The sequence below is a fragment of the Agathobaculum sp. Marseille-P7918 genome (genome assembly GCF_964248325.1).
Taxonomy (GTDB): domain Bacteria; phylum Bacillota; class Clostridia; order Oscillospirales; family Butyricicoccaceae; genus Agathobaculum.
On the sequence record NZ_CAXTXI010000013.1, the window covers coordinates 1 to 18,981 of the forward strand.

The following is an 18,981-nucleotide window of genomic DNA, read 5'->3' on the forward strand; positions in this document are numbered from 1 at the left end:
ACAACTTTCCCATGAGGCCTCTGGGTTGGCTTTCTCCTTTTGAGTTCTCTGTCCAATATGTTTGACAAACCTACATCCTCAAAATGCATCGTGAAATAGAGAAATAAATGCTAAGGCCAGTGGAGGAAATGGCAAAAAAACAAACTTTGGTGCCACAAGGGTAAATCCAATTGACAGCTTTATACCATTTCCTGTATGATGAATAGACAAGGAGAAATACGGCGTTTTTTTGATGTATCTGCCAAAAGAAAGGTGAAAACAATGAAAAGTAGGCTTTGTGCTGCTGTTTTGATACTTGCATTCCTGACAGGCACCTGTGCCGGTGCGTGGAATGCAGGTGCAAACATTTACATGAGCAGTTGGGCGGTGAGCGAAGTGCAGGCAGCTTATGATAGCGGTGCTGTATCCCCAGCGTTTGATCTGGGCATAGACTACACCCGCCCCATCACTCGTGGTGAGCTTGCACGGCTAACGGTCGATCTTGTTGCGTATGAGCAGCAGCTTTCCATTACCGACTTGACCGCACAGCTTGGCATCACCTTGCAGTCTGTGCCGCTCACACCGGCGCAATCCGAAGGTGAATTAGCCGAGCAAAATTCCTCATCTGACATATCTGATGAATACACAGCAGACGATCCGGCCATTGAAGCTACAAATTCAACCGAACGGTTTACAGATGATACAGGGTTACCGGCCGCAGAATCGGAAGAACTAATATCGGATTCCTTAGATGAATCGGTAAATACCGGCACGAGCAGTGGCATTGAAAGCGTCTCAGATGATACCGCTGATTCGGAGCCATTGAATGATGATTTCTCGAGCAAAGCGGAGTCCGCCGGTGACGTGAGTGAAGAAACAGATATTCCGACAGATAACACAGATGCATCTGTAGAAGGTGTTGGTGAAGCAACAGGAACTGAAACCACTCAAATTGAGCCGAGCTTAGAGGAAACTGAGGACGAGGTATCTCTATGGAGCGATCCGCTTGACGGTGGTTTGCCTTATGTTGCATCCGGAAGCTTTAGCGATACCCAGAGCGTGTATGTTGAGATTGCCGCACGTCTTGGTATTGTCAACGGTTCAAACGGCGTATTTCGTCCAAGTGACCCTGTGTCGCGTGCGGAGGCGGCTGCAATGATGCAGCGCTGCATGAACACACTCGGTTTTCCCGAAGCCAACCGTCAACCTCAGCAGTTCTCCGATAATTATTTGATTCCCCGCTGGGCTGTTCAGGCGGTCAAGTATATTTCTGGCCGTACGGATAAAAGTGGACAGCCCATCATGGGCGGATCTGGCGGAAAGTTTTCTCCACTCGATACCTATACAGTTGAGCAGGCGATTCTGTCACTGCGGCGTATGCAGTCCTCGCTGGAAATCACTGAAGTAGCGGATGGCTGGCGTGAGGCTCCCGGCTATGATAATGTACAGCTGGCGATTACCTTTGGCGGGGATTGTACGCTTGGTCGCGGACACAATTTCTCGTACAGTGGTTCGTTCGACGAAATGTATGACCGGAAAGGACCATCGTACTTTTTCTCTGGTATTTCGGAGTTTTTTAATGATGATTTGACTATGGTCAACTTTGAGGGCACGTTAACCACTTCTACCGCCTATGCCAACAAGACTTTTGTGTTCAAGGGCCGTCCGGAGTATGCAAAAGTGCTTGACGAAGGAAGTATTGATGTGGTTTCGGTGGCGAACAATCATGCAATGGATTATCTGCAGCGTGGTTTCGATGACACGGTTCGGTATCTTTCTCCCTATGTAGCAGTATCCGGATATGCACGTATGCCGATTGTTACAGTAAAAGGAGTACGTATTGGTTTTGCGTCTAACGTCGGTTGGTCGTTTGATAATGCACAGAAAAACTTTATTGATAATGCAATTCGTGACTTGCGGCAGCGCGGCGCAGAACTAATTGTATTTAACTATCACTGGGGTATTGAAAAGTCTTATCACAGCGATGCGACACAACGGGCAATTGGACATTACTGTATCGATCAGGGCGCCGATTTGGTGATCGGGCATCATCCACACGTTGTACAGGAGGTAGAGGTTTATAAGGGTAAACCGATTGCCTATTCTTTGGGAAATCTGGTTTTCGGCGGCAACAATAATCCTTCGGATAAAAATTGTCTGATTTTTCGCCAGAATTATACCTTTGATTTGAACACCCGCAAAGTCACCGCTTCCTCTCATCAGGCGATTCCTTATAAGATTTCCTCTGTGTCGTGGAAGAATGACTATCGCCCAACCAAAGCGTAATCCGAACGAAAAGGATGAATTATATGAAACGCTTTCCCCATCTACCGCAAAGACTGTTTGTTTTACTAATCGGTGTGGCCGTAACCGAATTTGGCAGCCAGCTTTTTGTTGCGCTCAATGTGGGAGCAGACCCATTTATGATTCTTGTACAGGGAATTTCCCGGCAGATAGGTCTCAGTTATGGGCAAGCCAGCACTGTGCTCATGCTGTTTTGTCTGCTTGGCATCTTCTTGCTTGACAGACGATATATATATCCGGGCACTCTGTTTTGCATTTTCTGTCTTGGACCACTGGTGGATTTTTATGCCTTTCTGTTTGGACGTGTGCTGCCGCAGAATCGCTCCCTCCCCCTTACTATTCTGCTGATTGCACTCGGCTGCATCATTGTTTCTATTGGAATCGGTATTTCTGTTCGTTCCGAGGCTGGGGCCTGCGCCAATGATTTGGTGCCAGTGATTGTCCATGATCATCTACCGTTTCTTCAGCTTCGCTGGACGCGCATGATATGGGATTTTGGCTGTGTTCTGGTTGGCTTTGTACTAGGTGGCAAGTTGGGAATCGGCACTGTCATTGCGCTGACACTATATGGCCCGGGATTGCAGTTTTTTCTGCCGGTTGCCAATCGACTGGCCCATATTGTTGGTCTGCCGCAAAACAATATGGAATGACAAAAGGCACGTCGGAAACTCGGCGTGCCTCTTTCGATCTTACCAAATTTATTTCATGCTGCCCTTGGTACCCCAGTTGGCAAACTCGCTGTATGTCAGATAAATACTATCTTCGGACAGTCCGGTCGTTTGCTGCACTGCTGCAAAAGCTGCCTCGGTAAAAGCCTTTTGATTTGCAAACTCAGTTGAACCATAGCAGCGGACATCCAAAAATGCAAGCTCACGTTTTTCGCCTGCGAAATACATTGCATGTCCGTCTGCAATATCCACCATCAGCGCTTTTTCTGTTTTCCCCGGAATCACACTGATTTTTTCTCCCAAAGCAGACTTAAGCGCATCTTTTTGCGCATCTGATAATTTTTTAGATGTGGAAATTCCGATATATGGCATGCCTTACACCTCATTTTCTAACATTTTCTTTATTATAGCATGACGATTCACACTGCACAAGATGGACAATTTATAAACGCTTTGTTAATTTTGCTCAAAAACGGTGCACAATTGTCCGCTTGTGTGGTATGATATTAGCAGTGATTTCTATTGCCGAACGGATGTGTGCTTATGAATATCAAGTGTACGCAAAATATTTATAAAAGCGCCAACGGTGTATCTAATGTCACATACTACATTCTGGTGCCCGAAGAAACGGAAGTACGCGGCATTGTGCAGCTTTCCCATGGTATGTGTGAGTATTTTACCCGTTACACTGCGTTCGCCAAATATTTGTGCAGTCTTGGCTTCATTGTTTGCGGCAACGACCATATCGGACATGGCGCCTCGGTGGCCCGTGCCTCTGAACTAGGTTTTTTTGCTACACGCGACGGGTGGAAGTATCTGGTACAAGATGTCGAGCAGTTGACCGACCTGATGCAGCAGCGCTATCCGTCACTCCCCTATTTTCTGCTTGGGCATTCCATGGGCTCTTTGATTGCGCGGCTTTATTTGACCGAATACGGCGATAAACTGGCTGGCTGCATTCTGATTGGCACTGCCGGTCCAACTGCTGCTGCGGTTAGCGCCGCACATCTGGCTGATTCGATTGCTCGTTCTCGTGGTATGACATATCGCAGCGGTTTTCTGTCTTCGCTGACGTTTAAAGGATATAATCGTAAAATTAAACATCCGCATACGGTATTTGATTGGCTTAGTCGGGACGAAAATGTGGTATCGCTCTACCAATCAGATGAAAAGTGTAATTTTATCTTCACCGCAACCGGCTTTCGCGATTTGTACACATTGCTTGCTAAAGCCAATTCCACTCATACTTTCCGCCGCACACCGCGTAACTTGCCGCTGCTGTTTCTGTCCGGCGACAAGGATCCGGTGGGAAAATATGGAGAAGGGGTTCGTCGTGTCGTCAATCTTTATCGTGGCGCCGGGGTCAAAAACATTGAGGTCATCTTTTATAAGGATGCACGGCATGAAGTGCTCAATGAACTTGGGCGGCTAGACGCATTCGGAGACATCTCCCGCTGGCTGGAAAATCAACTTTCAGCGCAGGCAGGAGCGGAAGAAAAAGCGGTTAATTAATTATATGCAAAAAACGCGCTGCGTTCGCAGCGCGTTTTTTTATTGGTTTATCAGCTGTAAGATTTCACTCGGATGCGCCAGCCGTACGTCTGCAGTCAGTTTTTCCGGTTCATGACAACCCCAAAGTGCTAAACCACTTTTGATGCCGGCCGCACGTGCGCATTGCATATCATATGGGCTGTCTCCAATAAAGATCGCCTGCTCAGCACTGCCTCCCATGCGTTTGAGACATTCAAACAACTCATCAGGTGCGGGTTTAGGGTCCGCAACATCGTCAGAGCAGACAACGGCATCAAAAAACGCACTCAGTCCAAGCGGCTTTACACCATAGGTATATTGCGAACGATTGCGCGAGGTTGCAATTCCCAGCTTGTTTCCGCTTTCTTTCAACGCACGCAGCGTATCTGCAATTCCCTCATAAACCGTAACCCGTTCCAAATGACGGTAGGCTTCCTCCTCCCAGCTATGCATTACGGTATCAAATTGCTCTTCCGGTACACCGCAGTAGGCAAGCCCTTGCCAACCGGTCATACCAAATGCAGTTTGTATCTGCTCAGGAGACGGGGTGTAGCCGTGCTCGTGCAACGCCTGTCCGAGCGCAGGCAAATACACTGGTGCAGAATCAATCAGTGTACCGTCGATGTCAAAAATAATGAAATTCATTTTTCTATCCTCCCCAAATTACACACAAAAGCGGGCGGCAGGAACCGTCCGCTCTTATTTATTACTTCGTCCATCGCGCTTTGGAAACGCCTTCGGCAAATACTTTGTGGAAATCGCGAACATTGGCTGCAATATCGCCGCCAAATACAGCGGAGCCGGCAACAATGACATCTGCGCCCGCTGCAACAATATCTGCTGTGTTGGTGAGCTTGGCCCCGCCGTCAATTTCCAGCTCACAGTTGTAGCCGTTCTTCTGAATTTCTGCGCGTACTGCGCGGATTTTATCCATGCACTCCGGAATAAAGCCCTGACCGCCAAAGCCGGGTTCCACTGTCATAATCAGTACCATATCGCAATACGGCAACAGCGGGAAGAGCACTTCCGCCGGTGTTTTTGGCTTGATAACGCATGCGGCTTTAACACCTGCTGCGCGAATCTTTTTAAGCTGCTCGAGCGTATCGCCGTTTGATTCATAATGTACGGTGATGATATCCGAACCTGCCTTGATAAAATCATCCAAATATTGATCCGGATCAGAAATCATCAGATGTACGTCAAGCACGCTATCCGTTGCCTTCCGAAGCGATTTGACAACCGGTGCTCCAATCGTAATGTTGGGAACGAAATGTCCGTCCATCACATCCACATGCACATATTCTGCGCCCGCGTCAGTCGCGATTTTAATATCACGCGCCAAATTAGCAAAATCCGCCGAAAGAATGGACGGTGACAGTTTGATTTCCATGCTTGTTCCTCCTGTGACCGCGCAGCCGCGCACGGCATATTTTGATGATAAGCGGGCTTTGCGCGGCCATGCGCCGCCGCCGGCTTTTTCGAATACAGGGAGCGGCAGCATCTGCGCCGCTCCCCTTTTGTTTTCATTATACCGCATTTTTCCACTTTTTCAATCTTTTTTCCGATCAGGCACCGTGTATTTTTCTTGTACCCATGATAGAATGATAAAACTTCTTTATTTTTTCACTGTTCAATTGAGACGTTTGTCAGCTGTCAATCGTTTACCGTATGAGGAGGTGAAGAGCAATGCCACCGCAAAAAAGCCAAGAAGAACTGACTGCGCTGTATCATCGCAACATAGATGCAGTTTACCGCTTATGTTATGTATATCTGAGAAACCATGCGGATGCGGAGGACGCAGTGCAGTCGGTATTCCTGCGTTATTTACAAAAGCGGCCGGAGTTCCATGATATGTCGCACGAAACTGCATGGCTGTTGCTGACGGCTAAAAATTGCTGCCGTGATCAACTGCGTACCTGGTGGCGGCGGCAGCGTGTCGATTTGGACACACTCCCCGAACCTACCGCATGTACCGATGCTGAAACCCGGGAAACACTGCATATACTGCTTTCTCTGCCGGAAAAATATCGCGTCCCGCTCTATCTGCATTATATTGAAGGATATCCGGCAAAAGAATTGTCTCCTCTGCTTGGCTGTCGGGAAAGCACGGTACGAACAAGACTACAGCGGGGACGCAGCCTGATGAAAAGACAATTGGGAGGGATATGCGATGACACGCAACATACAGGAAATGCTCAATCCAACCGAACAACAAAAAGAACAGATACTATGCGGCATCCGGGAGAAACTTGAGCGGTCGAATACCTCGCGCCACTCTATGCTGCGTACCGCATTGGTATGTACCCTGGTCGGCGCCATGATCTGTACCAGTGCATTCGCTGCCGTTTCGTTCGGGCTGATGGACGGACTTTGCACTTTTTTGCAGCCTGCCACCCCGCAGCAGGAGGAACTGCTTGCGCAAGGTGCATATGCTGTCAATAAAAGCGACAACAACCAAAACGGTACGCTGGAGGTCAAACAGGTCATTGGCGACAGCAATCTGGTGTATCTGCTACTCGAATTTACTGCGTCCGAGGGTGTACGACTGAATCAGGATAACTACCGTTTCAGCGGTGCCCTGGAAGCAGGGCAGCAAACGACCGGCGCCGGATTTTTCAAAATCACGGATGAAAACGAAAATGATAACAAAATTACGCTTATCATGTGTGAGCCCACACGAGAACCTGCCGCAGGAAAGCGTGCAGTTCTGGAACTATACGATTTGGAGGGCGCTAACAAGGGGGAAAACTATCAAACAATCCTGTCTGGAAGCTGGCGTATCTCCTTCCCGCTGAATTTTGAGGACTGTTCGATTGTATACCCTGTGAAACAGACTCTGTCTGCCGAGGGTTATGACATCACGTTGCAAAGCATTTCGGTATCCCCGCTCTCAATCACGCTGCGCGCCAATAGTCCGTATACACATGAAATCATTCAGTCGCTAGACGACAAGTACGCGCCCTATTCGGATGATTCGCCCCGCTGGTTCCCTGTCACCATTCACTATGCCGATGGTGCCTTGGAAACTGCGCCCTGCAGCGGACGCATGGGACAGCTGACAGAAATACATCACCTGACTGGCGATATTCTGGATATCATCACCTTTGATAACCTGATTAACGACAAGGAGATTCAATCGATTGAAATTTGTGGCTATGAGATTCCGCTGGTACAAAATTAGAAAAGAAAAACGCTCGGAAATCCGGGCGTTTTTCTTCTGCCTGAAAGTCCACGCAAAGAATATACAGAGAAATTTTCGAATCCCCGGATATTTTGTCGCCCTCACCGATTGATTTATGTATATAAAACAGGTAAAATAAAAATATCTTTTATCTGATGAAGGAGAGGACACGATACATGAGCGTCAATCGTTGTTATTCCGAAAAAAAAACCGGCTTTGACGTCGAAGCACGCAGTCTGTTTTCCAGTCTGCACGATCTGCTTGAGATCAAAAGTCTGACCCATGTGCGGTATCTTTGCCGCTATGATACTGAGGGCTTGGCCCCTGAAGCCTATGAAAAGGCCAAGGGTATCGTCTTTTCCGAGCCGATGGCGGACGTGTGCTATGATGAAGACTTCCCCCGTCCGTCGGGCGCCCACACTGTGCTTGCAGTCGAGCCGCTGCCCGGTCAGTTCGATCAGCGCGCGGATTCCTGCGCACAGTGCATTCAGCTGTTGACTGGCGGTGAGCGCCCTGCGGTAGCTGCGGCGAAAATCTATGTGCTGGAAGGCGAATTGTCGGATGCCGATATGGACAAGATCCGCGGCTATCTGATTAACCCGGTAGAGGCCCGCGAGGCATCTATGGACAAGCCTGCAACTCTTAAGGTTGACTACGCCATACCGACGACGGTCGCATCGGTCACGGGCTTTATCCATATGGACGAGGCAGCACTGAATGACCTGCTGACCGGCATGGGCCTTGCTATGGATTTAGACGACCTGAAATTCCTCCAGGCATACTTCCACGATGAAGAGAAGCGCGACCCGACTATCACCGAGGTGCGCATGGTGGACACTTATTGGTCGGATCACTGCCGTCACACCACCTTCCTGACCGAAATTGACGGCACCAAGATTGAGGATCCGATGGTGCAGGATGCGTTTGATCGTTACCTTGCAGCACGTGTCGAGGTTTACGGTGAGGAAAAGGCATCCAAACGACCTGTGACGCTCATGGATATTGCAACCGCCGGTGCAAAGGTGCTCAAAAAACGCGGTTATTTGAAGAATATTGATGAATCCGAGGAGATAAACGCCTGCTCGATTAAGGTCAAGGCACTGATTAACGGCCATTATGAAGACTGGCTGCTCATGTTCAAGAATGAAACGCACAACCATCCGACCGAAATTGAGCCGTTCGGCGGCGCGGCGACCTGCCTTGGCGGCGCGATCCGCGACCCGCTCTCCGGCCGCAGCTACGTTTATCAGGCAATGCGTGTAACCGGTGCAGGTGATCCGACTGTTCCGCTGTCTGAGACACTTGAGCATAAGCTCCCGCAGCGCAAACTGTGCCAGACTGCTGCAGCGGGCTATTCGTCCTATGGCAACCAGATTGGTCTGGCTACCGGATTGGTGCATGAGATCTATCACCCAGGTTACGTAGCCAAGCGCATGGAGATCGGCGCGGTCGTCGGTGCAGCGCCGCTTGAGAACGTCATCCGTGAAGTGCCCGAACCCGGTGATATCGTCATTCTGCTCGGTGGCAAGACCGGCCGCGACGGTTGCGGCGGTGCCACCGGCTCTTCCAAAAAACACACAGAGGCATCGCTCGAAACCTGCGGTGCGGAAGTCCAGAAAGGCAATCCGCCTGAAGAGCGCAAGATTCAGCGTCTGTTCCGCGACGGCAACGTTACCCGTATGATCCGTCGCTGCAATGACTTCGGCGCGGGCGGCGTGTCGGTCGCTATCGGCGAATTGGCCGACGGTCTAGACATCAATCTGGATGCTGTTCCCAAAAAGTATGATGGTTTGGATGGTACCGAGCTTGCCATCTCCGAGTCGCAGGAGCGCATGGCGGTTGTTGTACGCGCAAAGGATGCGGATGCGTTTATCGCTGCCGCAGCGAAAGAGAATATCGAAGCGGTTGTTGTGGCGACGGTCACAAATAAGAACCGTCTGTGCATGACGTGGAACGGCAACACGATCGTGGATGTTTCGCGTGATTTCCTCAATACCAACGGTTGTGCAAAGCATGTCACGGCAGAAGTCACTTCCCTGTCCGCACCATCCATTCTCTGTGCACCGGAAGGCAAAACCGAGAAGGAAAAGCTGCTGAACCATGCCTCGACGCTCGGCATCTGTTTAGAGCGCGGACTGGTCGAGCGGTTTGACGGCTCGATCGGCGCAAACTCGGTGTTCATGCCGTTTGGAGGCAAGTACCAACTGACCCCGACACAGGTCATGGCGGCAACCATGCCCGCACAGAATGGCCAATGCGAGACGGCTTCCGTCATGGCGTTTGGCTTTGATCCCTACTATACTGAGCAGAATCCGTTCCTCGGTGCGTCAGCTGCGGTCATTGAATCGGTAGCGAAACTGGTTGCAGCAGGCTGCGACTTTGAGACTGCGTACCTCACCTTCCAGGAATACTTTGAGCGTTTGGGCAAGGACCCGAAACGCTTCGGCAAGCCGCTGTCCGCTCTGTTGGGTGCATATACCGCGCAGGAAGAACTTTGCCTCGGCGCGATCGGCGGCAAGGACTCGATGAGCGGTTCATTTGACGATATGGACGTCCCGCCGACGCTGGTTTCTTTCGCTATTGCTCCGCAGGATGCGTCCCGCTTGATTTCTCCTGAGTTCAAAGCAGCAGATCACCCGGTTTACTTCTTTGACGCGCCGTACTTCCAAGACGGATCAGCTGACTACCAGACTATGAAGCATGTCTGGAATGAGGTTGCAAACCTCATTGCATCCGGTAAGGCTGTGTCTGCATGGGCACTGTCTGTTGGCGGTATCGCCGAGGGTGTGTGCAAGATGGCGCTTGGAAATAAGATTGGCTTTGCGTTTGACGACTCCTTCCCGACCGAAGCGCTGTACCTCAAGAACTTCGGCGGCATCTTGATTGAAGCGGCAGAAGAACTGCCCGCTTACTGGCTGGTCGGCCGCACAACCGCAGACGAAAAGCTCACCGTTGCGGGCGAGTCTGTAACGCTGGACGAGTTGACGGGTGCTTTTGAAAACCGTCTGGAAAGTGTTTTCCCGACCAAGGCATCAGCTTCGGACGAACATTTGACCACGGTTTCTTGCACTGAGCGCAGCACCAAGGCACCTGCAATCAAATCGGCAAAACCCTTGGCTGTCATTCCAGTGTTCCCGGGCACCAACTGCGAATATGACACTGCTCGCGCAGTGGAAAACGCGGGCGGTGCGGCGGAAATCATCGTCGTGCGCAATTACTCTGCAGATGCTTTGGCGCAAAGCGCAGAGCAGCTTGAAAGCGCTATTCGTAAAGCCCAGATGGTTATTGTGCCAGGCGGTTTCTCGGGCGGTGACGAGCCGGACGGATCGGGCAAGTTTATTGCCTCGTTCCTGCGCGGCCCCGGTATCAAAAATGCCATTCATGAGCTGCTTGAGAAGCGTGACGGCCTGATGCTCGGCATCTGTAATGGCTTTCAGGCGCTTATTAAGCTGGGCCTTGTGCCCTATGGTGAGATCCGTGACGAGATGACCGGTGATGACCCGACGTTGACCTTCAATCTCATCGGCCGCCACCAGAGCCGCTATGTGACCACGCGTGTCGCGTCAGTTAAGTCTCCGTGGCTGTCCTCCTGCAATGTCGGCGACCTGCATTCGATTGCCATCTCCCACGGTGAGGGCCGCTTTGTCGCTCCGCAGCACGTGATTGACGATCTGGCGAAGAACGGACAGATTGCCTTCCAGTACACCGATCTTGCAGGCAATCCGTCCATGGATATTGATTGGAATCCGAATGGTTCAATGTGCGCCATTGAAGGCATCACTTCTCCAGACGGTCGCGTGCTTGGCAAGATGGGCCATACCGAGCGTTACAGCCCGTTTGTCGGCCGGAATATCTATGGAGAAAAGTATCAGCCAATCTTTGAGAACGGCGTGAAGTATTTCAAATAAATACAGATGGTCCAAACAAAGCGGCGGCACATGATGTGCCGCCGCTTGTTGCTGTCTCCCCTTCCCGTCCACCTACTCTACGCAGCGTAGGTTGTCCCGCGGTAAAAGTCATGGTATTCTGCTGTATGAGAGGAGAGAACCCAATATGAATCATTATATTACAGGCGCAGTCATCAAACGGCTGCGCGAAGCGAAACATCTGACACAGGCACAGCTGGCCGAAAAATTGTGCGTCAGCGATAAGGCTGTTTCCAAATGGGAAACCGGCAAGGGCTTTCCAGATGTTTCCCTGCTCGAATCGTTGGCAAGCGTGCTGCAGGTTTCCCTGCCCGAACTGCTGAGCGGCGAACAGGTCATCAATACCAATCGTGCTGCCAATCTGCTGCGTTCAAAGTTCTATGTCTGTCCTATCTGCGGCAATGTGTTGCACAGCACCGGACCGGCCGTGATTTCCTGCTGCGGCATCACGCTGCCCCCGCTCGAAGCAGAAGAACCGGACGAAACACACGCTGTTCAGTGTGAGGTTATTGAACACGAGCATTATATTACTATCGACCATCCGATGGCCAAGAGCCACTACATTTCCTTTATCGCATGCGTCACCGGAGATCGGTTCGATATGGTTAAACTCTATCCAGAGAGTAACGCACAGACGCGTTTTTTCATCCGCGGCCACGGAATGTTGTACTGGTATTGCAACCGTCATGGCCTTTTCTGTCAGCGTATTTGAGTTTGTCTGTTCGACGCTCGACAAATATCGGTTTTTATGCTATCATAAAAACATAAAACCGTTCACGCTCTTGTTTTCTGCCGCAGCCTGCGCGGCGGCTGTCTACGAGAATAAACTAAGGCGCCCTACGGGGCGCTTTCTCTTTCGGAAAGGAACGAACGTTATGACCCCCTATGAACACAAGGTGCAATACTACGAAACCGATGGTATGGGTATCGTCCATCATTCCAATTACATCCGATGGTTTGAAGAAGCCCGTGTCGAATTACTCGAGCAGCTTGGATATGGCTATGACCGCATTGAAGCGGAGGGCTTTGGCAGCCCTGTGCTGGAGGTGCACTGCAAGTATAAAACTATGGCACGTTTTGGTGATACGGTGCTGATTTACGCACAAATCACGGAATATAACGGTGTTCGTATGGCGCTGCACTATGAAATACGAGACGAACAAACCAATGCGCTGCGCTGTGAAGGCGAAAGCCGACATTGTTTCATGGGTCGTGACAATCGCCCAGTATCACTCAAACGCAGTTGGCCCGCGCTGGACAGGGTTTTTGCCGCGCAGCTCGAAGCGCAAAACGCAGCTAATAATGGTGAAGCCTGATAGTTTGTCGGCATTCAACTACAGCTTTCCAAACGGCAAGTAAATATCGTTTGAATCAAACGGTCAGCGACATAAGTTGCTGACCGTTTTTTTGTGGTATTCTTATTGCTTCTTCAAAGATTGAGATACACATCATTGGAGAACTGCACTCCTTTTCTCTTTCGCACAGCCGTTCAGCGTGTTGCATAGGATGGGACAAAGGAGGAATTTGTTATGAACCAATCGGCGACCCTTGCGGTTGTCGGCGGCGATATCCGGCAGGCATACCTTGCCGGACTGCTGTGTGCGGATGGGCACACAGTACGCACCTTTGCGCTGGAGCGCCATCCAATCGAGGGGTGCGCCGCTGTTAGTGACCCTCGAAGCTGTTTTGCTGATGTGCAGGCAGTGATTCTGCCTCTTCCTGTGCAGCATGGGAATTCACAGCTCAATGCTCCGCTATCCAATACGACATATCCACTCATCGATGTGCTGGATGCAATTCCCGCGGATACCATCACATTGGCTGGTTCTGTGCCGTTTTGGGTGCATGCTCGTGCCGTACAGAATAATCTGCATTTAATTGACTACTTAGCGCGCGATGAACTTGCCATACGCAACGCAGTTCCTACCTGTGAAGGTGCATTGCAGCTTGCCATGGAACAAACTGCGCATACCATCCAACAGTCACGGTGTCTGGTGATTGGGTATGGCCGCATCGGTGCGCTGTTGGCGCATAAATTGCATGCGCTCGACGCGCAGGTGACGGTATCTGCACGCTCGCCGCGCGATTTTGCACGCATTGAAACCCAGGGGATGCAGACATTGGATACTCGTCAGCTTACCGGTCAGCTTGCCGGATTTGATATCATCTTTAACACAGTTCCCGCACCGGTGCTCGGTGCAGCGGAATTGGCTGGGCTTACCCCTCCCTGTCTGGTGATTGATCTGGCTTCAATGCCCGGTGGTATTGCTCCGGAAGCGAAATTGCCCTCTGGGTGCTGCATCTTGCACGCACTATCTTTACCGGGTAAAGTCGCGCCGCTCACTGCGGCACATGCCATTTACGATACGGTTTGCAATATTTTTCATGAGGAGGGCATTCTATGACCCCGCCAATTCGTATCGGCTTTGCATTAACCGGCTCTTTCTGCACCTTTTCTGCCGTTCTGCCCATTGTCGAAACCCTTGTATCACGTGGATGCGAAGTCACGCCTATCTTATCTGCACATGCTGCAACATTGGATACTCGTTTTGGAACGGCTGATATGTGGCGCGGCCGTCTGATTGAAGCAACCGGACGCGAAGTCATTGACAGTATTCCTACGGCGGAACCTATCGGTCCGAAAAAACTATTTGATATTTTGGTGATTGCTCCCTGCACCGGTAACACGCTGGCAAAACTTGCACATGGTGTGACGGATACTACGGTTACCATGGCGGTCAAAAGTCACCTGCGTGGAGAAAAACCGGTCGTTCTGGCCGTTTCCACGAATGACGCTTTGTCCGGCAGTGCGGCGAATCTGGGTACTCTGCTCAACCGTAAACATTATTATTTTGTTCCCATGCGGCAGGATGCGCCATTCGTCAAGCCGCGCTCTCTGGTAGCGGATATGGAACGCATACCGGAAACCATCGGCGCGGCGCTTGAAGGCAGACAACTGCAGCCTATCTTACTGTGTCCAGGTGAACGCTGAGCCGATAGGCAGAAGACTTGCGCTCTGGCGGGTGGCTGCACAAACAGATACCCCCTGTATAGGTCTGAGCTGTTCCTATACAGGGGGTTCGCTTTAATAGGTTCTTATTGCGAAGGCTGTTCCAAATTTGCATTGCTGCCGGTTGCAAACGTGATGGCACGAGCGCAGTTAGTAATCTCTGCCCGCTGTGTTGCACCGCCGAATTCACCATCCAGCGTCCATGGCACGGCTTCATCTGCATCAAATGAAATCTGTGCAGTGCGGAAGTAAACAAAGCGTGTGGACTCTGTGTTGTGTGTCAGCAGATCATTTACCAGCCATTGCAGTTCCATTGGATTTTCGACAGGATAAACCAACAGCACCTCGTGCAAGCCGTCATCCAGTGCCACACCGTCCGGCGTGATGGCTTTAAAGCCGCCAACCGACACCGAATTGGAAACCATGCCAAAGATAAAGTCATCCTCCAGCGTCATTTCTGCACTGTTTACGCGGATGTGATGCTGTTTGATATTGGTTAATGCTTTCACACCTTCCAGAATATAGGCCGCGCGGCCAAAAATATTCTTGGATTGCTGCGGCGTTGCATAGGATACTTCGGTAAACACACCGAACGCGGCAATATAGTTGAAGTAACGATCGTTAAACCGTCCGATATCGAGCGCCTGCAAATTATTTCCGGCAGCAACTGCCGCGGCTTCTGCCGGTACTTTGGAAATGCCCAAACTGAGTGCAAAATCATTGGTTGTGCCGGCGGGGATGTAACCGAGCGGCGGACGAACTTCAGATTCCATCAAGCCTGTGACCACTTCGTTAAGCGTACCGTCGCCGCCTGCACATACAATGCGGTCAAACTCTCCGGCGCGTTCGCGAACCATGCGAGTCGCATCCTGCGCACCCTGTGTTACATATAACGTCACTTCATAGCCAGCTTGTTGGAACGCATTGACACAGCCAATAATTTTCCCGCTCATTGCGCCCCGTCCGGCATGAGGATTCAAAATCCATAGCATTTTTTTCACCGGGCGCGCCTCCTCACCTTCAAAATTTAAGATTGAGTTAAGAAATTAAATCGCAAACCGCATTTGCGTAAGCAACCGGATCATCTACCGGCAGACCCTCAATCAGCAGGGCCTGCGTATACAGAATATCCGCATAGGTCTTTAACTGATCCGAGCCTTCCTCCTGCAATCGGCACAGCTTCTGGAAAATCGGATGCTCTGCGTTCAGTTCAAGCACACGCTCTGCGTGCACGCGCTGGCTGTCGTCCATCGCTTGCTGGTTGAGCACCTTTTCCATTTCCAGCGTCACCGGGCCTTCTGCGCGCAGGCAGCATGGATGGCTCTTCAGGCGGCGCGTCAGCTCCACCTTTTTCACCTTGCCGGACAATGCATCACCCAGCGCCGTGAGCAGCGCGCTCTTCTCTTCAGTGAGCTTTTTGATTTCTTCCTTGTCATCTTCGCTGTCCAGCCCCAGATCCGCGTCGGCAATGGACTTGAATTCTTTCTCCTTGTAGTTTGCCAGCATCTTGATACAGAATTCATCAATGTTGTCATCCAGACACAGAACCTCATAGCCCTTGTCGCGCAGCGTCTCCATGGCCGGCAGCAGCTTGATCTTATCGACGGTTTCGCCGCAGGCATAATAGATATACTTCTGCTCTTCCTTCATGCGGGAAACATACTCATCCAGCGTAACCAGCTTATCCTCGGTCGAAGAGTAGTACATCAGCAGATCCTGCAGCAATTCCTTATTTGCGCCGTACTGCACATATGCGCCATACTTGATCTGGCGACCGAACGCCTGCCAGAACTTTTCATAATCCTCGCGCTTATCCTTCTGCATCTTGAGCAGCTCGCTCTTGATCTTCTTTTCCAGACTCTGCGCGATTGCCTTGAGATGGCGGTCATGCTGGAGCATTTCACGCGAAATATTCAGCGACAGATCCGCCGTATCGACCATGCCGCGAACAAAGCTGAAATGATCGGGCAGCAGGTCGGCACATTTATCCATAATCAGCACGCCGTTGGAATATAGCTGCAAGCCCTTTTCATAATCCTTGGTATAATAGTCCATCGGGGCATGCGACGGGATAAACAGCATCGCCGTGTAAGTCACTGCACCTTCTACACTGGTATGAATATGGCACAGCGGCGGCTGATAATCATAGAACTTGCTGGTATAGAAGGAATTGTAGTCCTCGTCCTTGAGTTCCTTCTTGGATTTCTTCCAGATCGGAACCATGGAGTTGAGCGTCACATTCTCTGTATATTCCTCCCACTCCGGCTGATAATCTTCACCTGCATCCGCAGGTTTTTCCTTCATGCGAGAGCGTGTCATATCCATCTTGATTGGGTAACGAATATAATCCGAATACTTCTTTACCAACGCCTGAATGCGATACGACTCCAGAAACTCATCATAATTTTCGTTTTCTGTATTTTCCTTGATTGTCAGTGTGATACGCGTGCCGTTTTCCGCTTTTTCGCAAGGCGTGATGGTATAGCCGGCTGCACCGTCCGACTCCCAGCGGTTGGCCTCTTCACTGTCGACCGCACGGGAGACAACCTCTACATGGCTTGCCACCATGAACGCTGCATAAAAACCGACACCAAACTGACCGATGATATCCACATCATCCATCGCATCGTTTTCTTTCTTAAATGCCAGCGAACCCGAGCGGGCAATTGTGCCCAGATTGCTTTCCAGTTCTTCTGCTGTCATGCCGCAGCCGTGATCTTCGATGATAAATTTACGGTTTTCCTTATCCAACGTAATTTCAATCGGCAGGCTGTCGCGCGTAATACCAGTTCGGCCTTCCTTCATTGCGTTATAGTACAGCTTATCCGTCGCATCCGATGCATTCGAAATCAATTCGCGCAGGAAAATTTCCTTATGCGTATAAATAGAATTGATCATCAAATCCAAAAGACGCTTGGATTCCGCTTTAAACTGCTTCTTTGCCATGTGTATGCACCTCTATTTTTTGGTATTAGCACTCTCAACATCAGAGTGCCAACACTGATATGATAATCCAGTATCAAGGAAAAATCAAGGGGCAAGCAGAAAATTCATGATTTGTTTATATTTGTGTAGAGCAAAGCGGCCCAAAATCCTTTGGGCCGCTGCACTTATTGAATTTTCTTGTCCGCAATGCCGCGTTCATGAATTCGGCCACGCACATATTCGCGCAGTAAGGTATACACCACAGACACCACAGGAATGGCAAACAGAATACCCAAGACACCTGCGATACTGCCTCCCAGCGTGACGGCCACCAGCACCCAGATAGACGGCAAACCCACCGAGCCGCCGACGACACGGGGATAAATCACATTGCCCTCTACCTGCTGTAAAACAAGGAACAGCACAATGAACCACAACGCCTGCATTGGGCTGGCAATCAGGATCAGAAAGGCGCCTACAATGCATCCGATGAACGCGCCGAAAATCGGAATGAGTGCGGTCACGCCAATCAGCAATGCAACGACCAAGGCATATGGCATTTTCAGCAAGGACATGCTGATAAAAAACATCATACCGAGGATGAATGCTTCCAGACACTGACCGGACAAAAAGCTGTTGAACGAAGCGGATGTCAGATCGCATACCTCAAGAAAACGGTCAACATGCTTTTCTGGGAATATCGCATAAAACAAGCGCCGAAACTGTCTCCCAAGATTTTCTTTTTGCAGCAGGATATAAATTGCAAACACCAGACCGATGATTGTATTGGCTACGCCGCTGACTACAGAGGTGGCAATATCTACCGTGCTGCTCAGGAAATTGCTGTTTTGCAGGAAATCCTTTGCCATCTGGCCAACTTCTTTCCAATCGACATTCAGAAGGTCATCCTTGAACTTTTCAATCTCATCCGCAAACATGGGCAAGCGCTCGCCCGCGTCTTCCAGAATCTGCGGGAGACGCTTGCTGAAACTGGTCATTTCACGCCCAATGGCAGCAAACGATTTATATAGCTCTGGCGCCACCATAAACAGCACAATGGATATAACGCCCAATACCACAACCAGGGTGAGAAGCAAACTGAAAATGCGCTGCATTTTACGCATACGCGTGCTAACCTTCCCCTTTTTCTGCATAAAAATCTTTTTCTCAAAAAAACGCATGGGAACATTCAAGATAAATGCAATGCATCCGCCGATTAAAAACGGCGCGGTCAGGCCTGCCAGATACCGCAGCACAGAAGATACCATTCTGGTATTCTGTAAACCAACATATAGCAAAATGGCAAACGCAATCAATCCCATTATTTTTTTCATTGTGTCACGATTCAAATTCACTGTCAAACCCTCATCTATCTATGCTACATCGATATATATATAATCATTTTTCCCAGTTAAAGTCAAGCAAATGCCAACATATTTTATATGTTGTTCAAAAGCA

16 protein-coding genes are annotated in these 18,981 nt (G+C 50.2%); 10 read left to right on the plus strand and 6 right to left on the minus strand.

Going from position 1 to position 18,981, the window contains the following annotated elements; all coding sequences use genetic code 11:
* Nucleotides 1-195: 195 nt before the first annotated feature.
* Nucleotides 196-2,265 (plus strand): CapA family protein, encoded by a 2,070-nt coding sequence (locus tag ACESSO_RS14465; RefSeq protein ID WP_373166226.1) that lies wholly within the window; start codon nucleotides 196-198, stop codon nucleotides 2,263-2,265.
* 23 nt (nucleotides 2,266-2,288) lie between these two features.
* Nucleotides 2,289-2,933 carry a YitT family protein gene (locus ACESSO_RS14470; RefSeq protein ID WP_373166228.1) on the plus strand — a complete coding sequence of 215 codons (645 nt, stop codon included), beginning with the start codon at nucleotides 2,289-2,291 and terminating at the stop codon, nucleotides 2,931-2,933.
* Between the two features lie 48 nt (nucleotides 2,934-2,981).
* Here the strand turns inward: ACESSO_RS14470 and ACESSO_RS14475 are convergent, their stop codons facing one another.
* Nucleotides 2,982-3,323, minus strand: coding sequence for a phenylpyruvate tautomerase MIF-related protein (locus tag ACESSO_RS14475; protein WP_373166229.1), 342 nt, complete (start codon nucleotides 3,321-3,323; stop codon nucleotides 2,982-2,984).
* 243 nt (nucleotides 3,324-3,566) lie between these two features.
* Here ACESSO_RS14475 and ACESSO_RS14480 point away from each other — a divergent pair, with 243 nt between their 5' ends.
* On the plus strand, nucleotides 3,567-4,463 hold the full coding sequence (locus ACESSO_RS14480; protein WP_373166230.1) for an alpha/beta fold hydrolase: 897 nt from the start codon (nucleotides 3,567-3,569) through the stop codon (nucleotides 4,461-4,463).
* A 39-nt stretch (nucleotides 4,464-4,502) separates the two neighbouring features.
* Here the strand turns inward: ACESSO_RS14480 and ACESSO_RS14485 are convergent, their stop codons facing one another.
* Together ACESSO_RS14485 and rpe are read right to left on the minus strand one after the other, a co-directional pair.
* Nucleotides 4,503-5,126 carry an HAD family hydrolase gene (locus tag ACESSO_RS14485; RefSeq protein WP_373166231.1) on the minus strand — a complete coding sequence of 208 codons (624 nt, stop codon included), beginning with the start codon at nucleotides 5,124-5,126 and terminating at the stop codon, nucleotides 4,503-4,505.
* Nucleotides 5,127-5,187: 61 nt separating this feature from the next.
* Nucleotides 5,188-5,871, minus strand: a complete 684-nt coding sequence (rpe, locus tag ACESSO_RS14490; RefSeq protein WP_373166233.1) for a ribulose-phosphate 3-epimerase — start codon at nucleotides 5,869-5,871, stop codon at nucleotides 5,188-5,190.
* A 296-nt stretch (nucleotides 5,872-6,167) separates the two neighbouring features.
* Between rpe and ACESSO_RS14495 the strand changes: the two genes are divergently transcribed.
* The 7 genes from ACESSO_RS14495 to ACESSO_RS14525 all read left to right on the plus strand — a co-directional run bounded on the left by ACESSO_RS14495 (nucleotide 6,168) and on the right by ACESSO_RS14525 (nucleotide 14,580).
* Nucleotides 6,168-6,734 carry an RNA polymerase sigma factor gene (locus ACESSO_RS14495; RefSeq protein ID WP_373166234.1) on the plus strand — a complete coding sequence of 189 codons (567 nt, stop codon included), beginning with the start codon at nucleotides 6,168-6,170 and terminating at the stop codon, nucleotides 6,732-6,734.
* A complete protein-coding gene (locus ACESSO_RS14500) occupies nucleotides 6,652-7,662 on the plus strand; it encodes a hypothetical protein (RefSeq protein WP_373166235.1) in 1,011 nt (336 codons plus the stop codon). Before ACESSO_RS14495 ends, ACESSO_RS14500 begins: the two co-directional genes overlap by 83 nt.
* A gap of 176 nt (nucleotides 7,663-7,838) precedes the next feature.
* The gene (locus ACESSO_RS14505) at nucleotides 7,839-11,570 is read left to right on the plus strand and encodes a phosphoribosylformylglycinamidine synthase (protein ID WP_373166236.1); all 3,732 of its coding nucleotides are present in this window, start codon (nucleotides 7,839-7,841) and stop codon (nucleotides 11,568-11,570) included.
* Between the two features lie 145 nt (nucleotides 11,571-11,715).
* Entirely contained in the window at nucleotides 11,716-12,300 is a 585-nt protein-coding gene (locus ACESSO_RS14510; RefSeq protein WP_373166238.1) for a helix-turn-helix domain-containing protein, read from the plus strand.
* A 163-nt stretch (nucleotides 12,301-12,463) separates the two neighbouring features.
* Nucleotides 12,464-12,904: an acyl-CoA thioesterase gene (locus tag ACESSO_RS14515; RefSeq protein WP_373166239.1), complete on the plus strand. Its 441-nt coding sequence runs from the start codon at nucleotides 12,464-12,466 to the stop codon at nucleotides 12,902-12,904.
* A 213-nt stretch (nucleotides 12,905-13,117) separates the two neighbouring features.
* Nucleotides 13,118-13,993 (plus strand): dipicolinate synthase subunit DpsA, encoded by an 876-nt coding sequence (locus tag ACESSO_RS14520; RefSeq protein WP_373166241.1) that lies wholly within the window; start codon nucleotides 13,118-13,120, stop codon nucleotides 13,991-13,993.
* Nucleotides 13,990-14,580: a dipicolinate synthase subunit B gene (locus ACESSO_RS14525; RefSeq protein WP_373166242.1), complete on the plus strand. Its 591-nt coding sequence runs from the start codon at nucleotides 13,990-13,992 to the stop codon at nucleotides 14,578-14,580. Before ACESSO_RS14520 ends, ACESSO_RS14525 begins: the two co-directional genes overlap by 4 nt.
* Before the next feature lie 104 nt (nucleotides 14,581-14,684).
* On the opposite strand, the gene ACESSO_RS14530 is transcribed toward ACESSO_RS14525, so the two are convergent.
* From ACESSO_RS14530 to ACESSO_RS14540, 3 genes are all read right to left on the minus strand, one after another.
* Nucleotides 14,685-15,590, minus strand: coding sequence for a diacylglycerol kinase family protein (locus ACESSO_RS14530; protein WP_373166370.1), 906 nt, complete (start codon nucleotides 15,588-15,590; stop codon nucleotides 14,685-14,687).
* Between the two features lie 46 nt (nucleotides 15,591-15,636).
* Nucleotides 15,637-17,544, minus strand: coding sequence for a molecular chaperone HtpG (gene htpG / locus ACESSO_RS14535; RefSeq protein ID WP_373166244.1), 1,908 nt, complete (start codon nucleotides 17,542-17,544; stop codon nucleotides 15,637-15,639).
* A 164-nt stretch (nucleotides 17,545-17,708) separates the two neighbouring features.
* Nucleotides 17,709-18,878: an AI-2E family transporter gene (locus ACESSO_RS14540; protein ID WP_373166245.1), complete on the minus strand. Its 1,170-nt coding sequence runs from the start codon at nucleotides 18,876-18,878 to the stop codon at nucleotides 17,709-17,711.
* Nucleotides 18,879-18,981 lie beyond the last annotated feature (103 nt).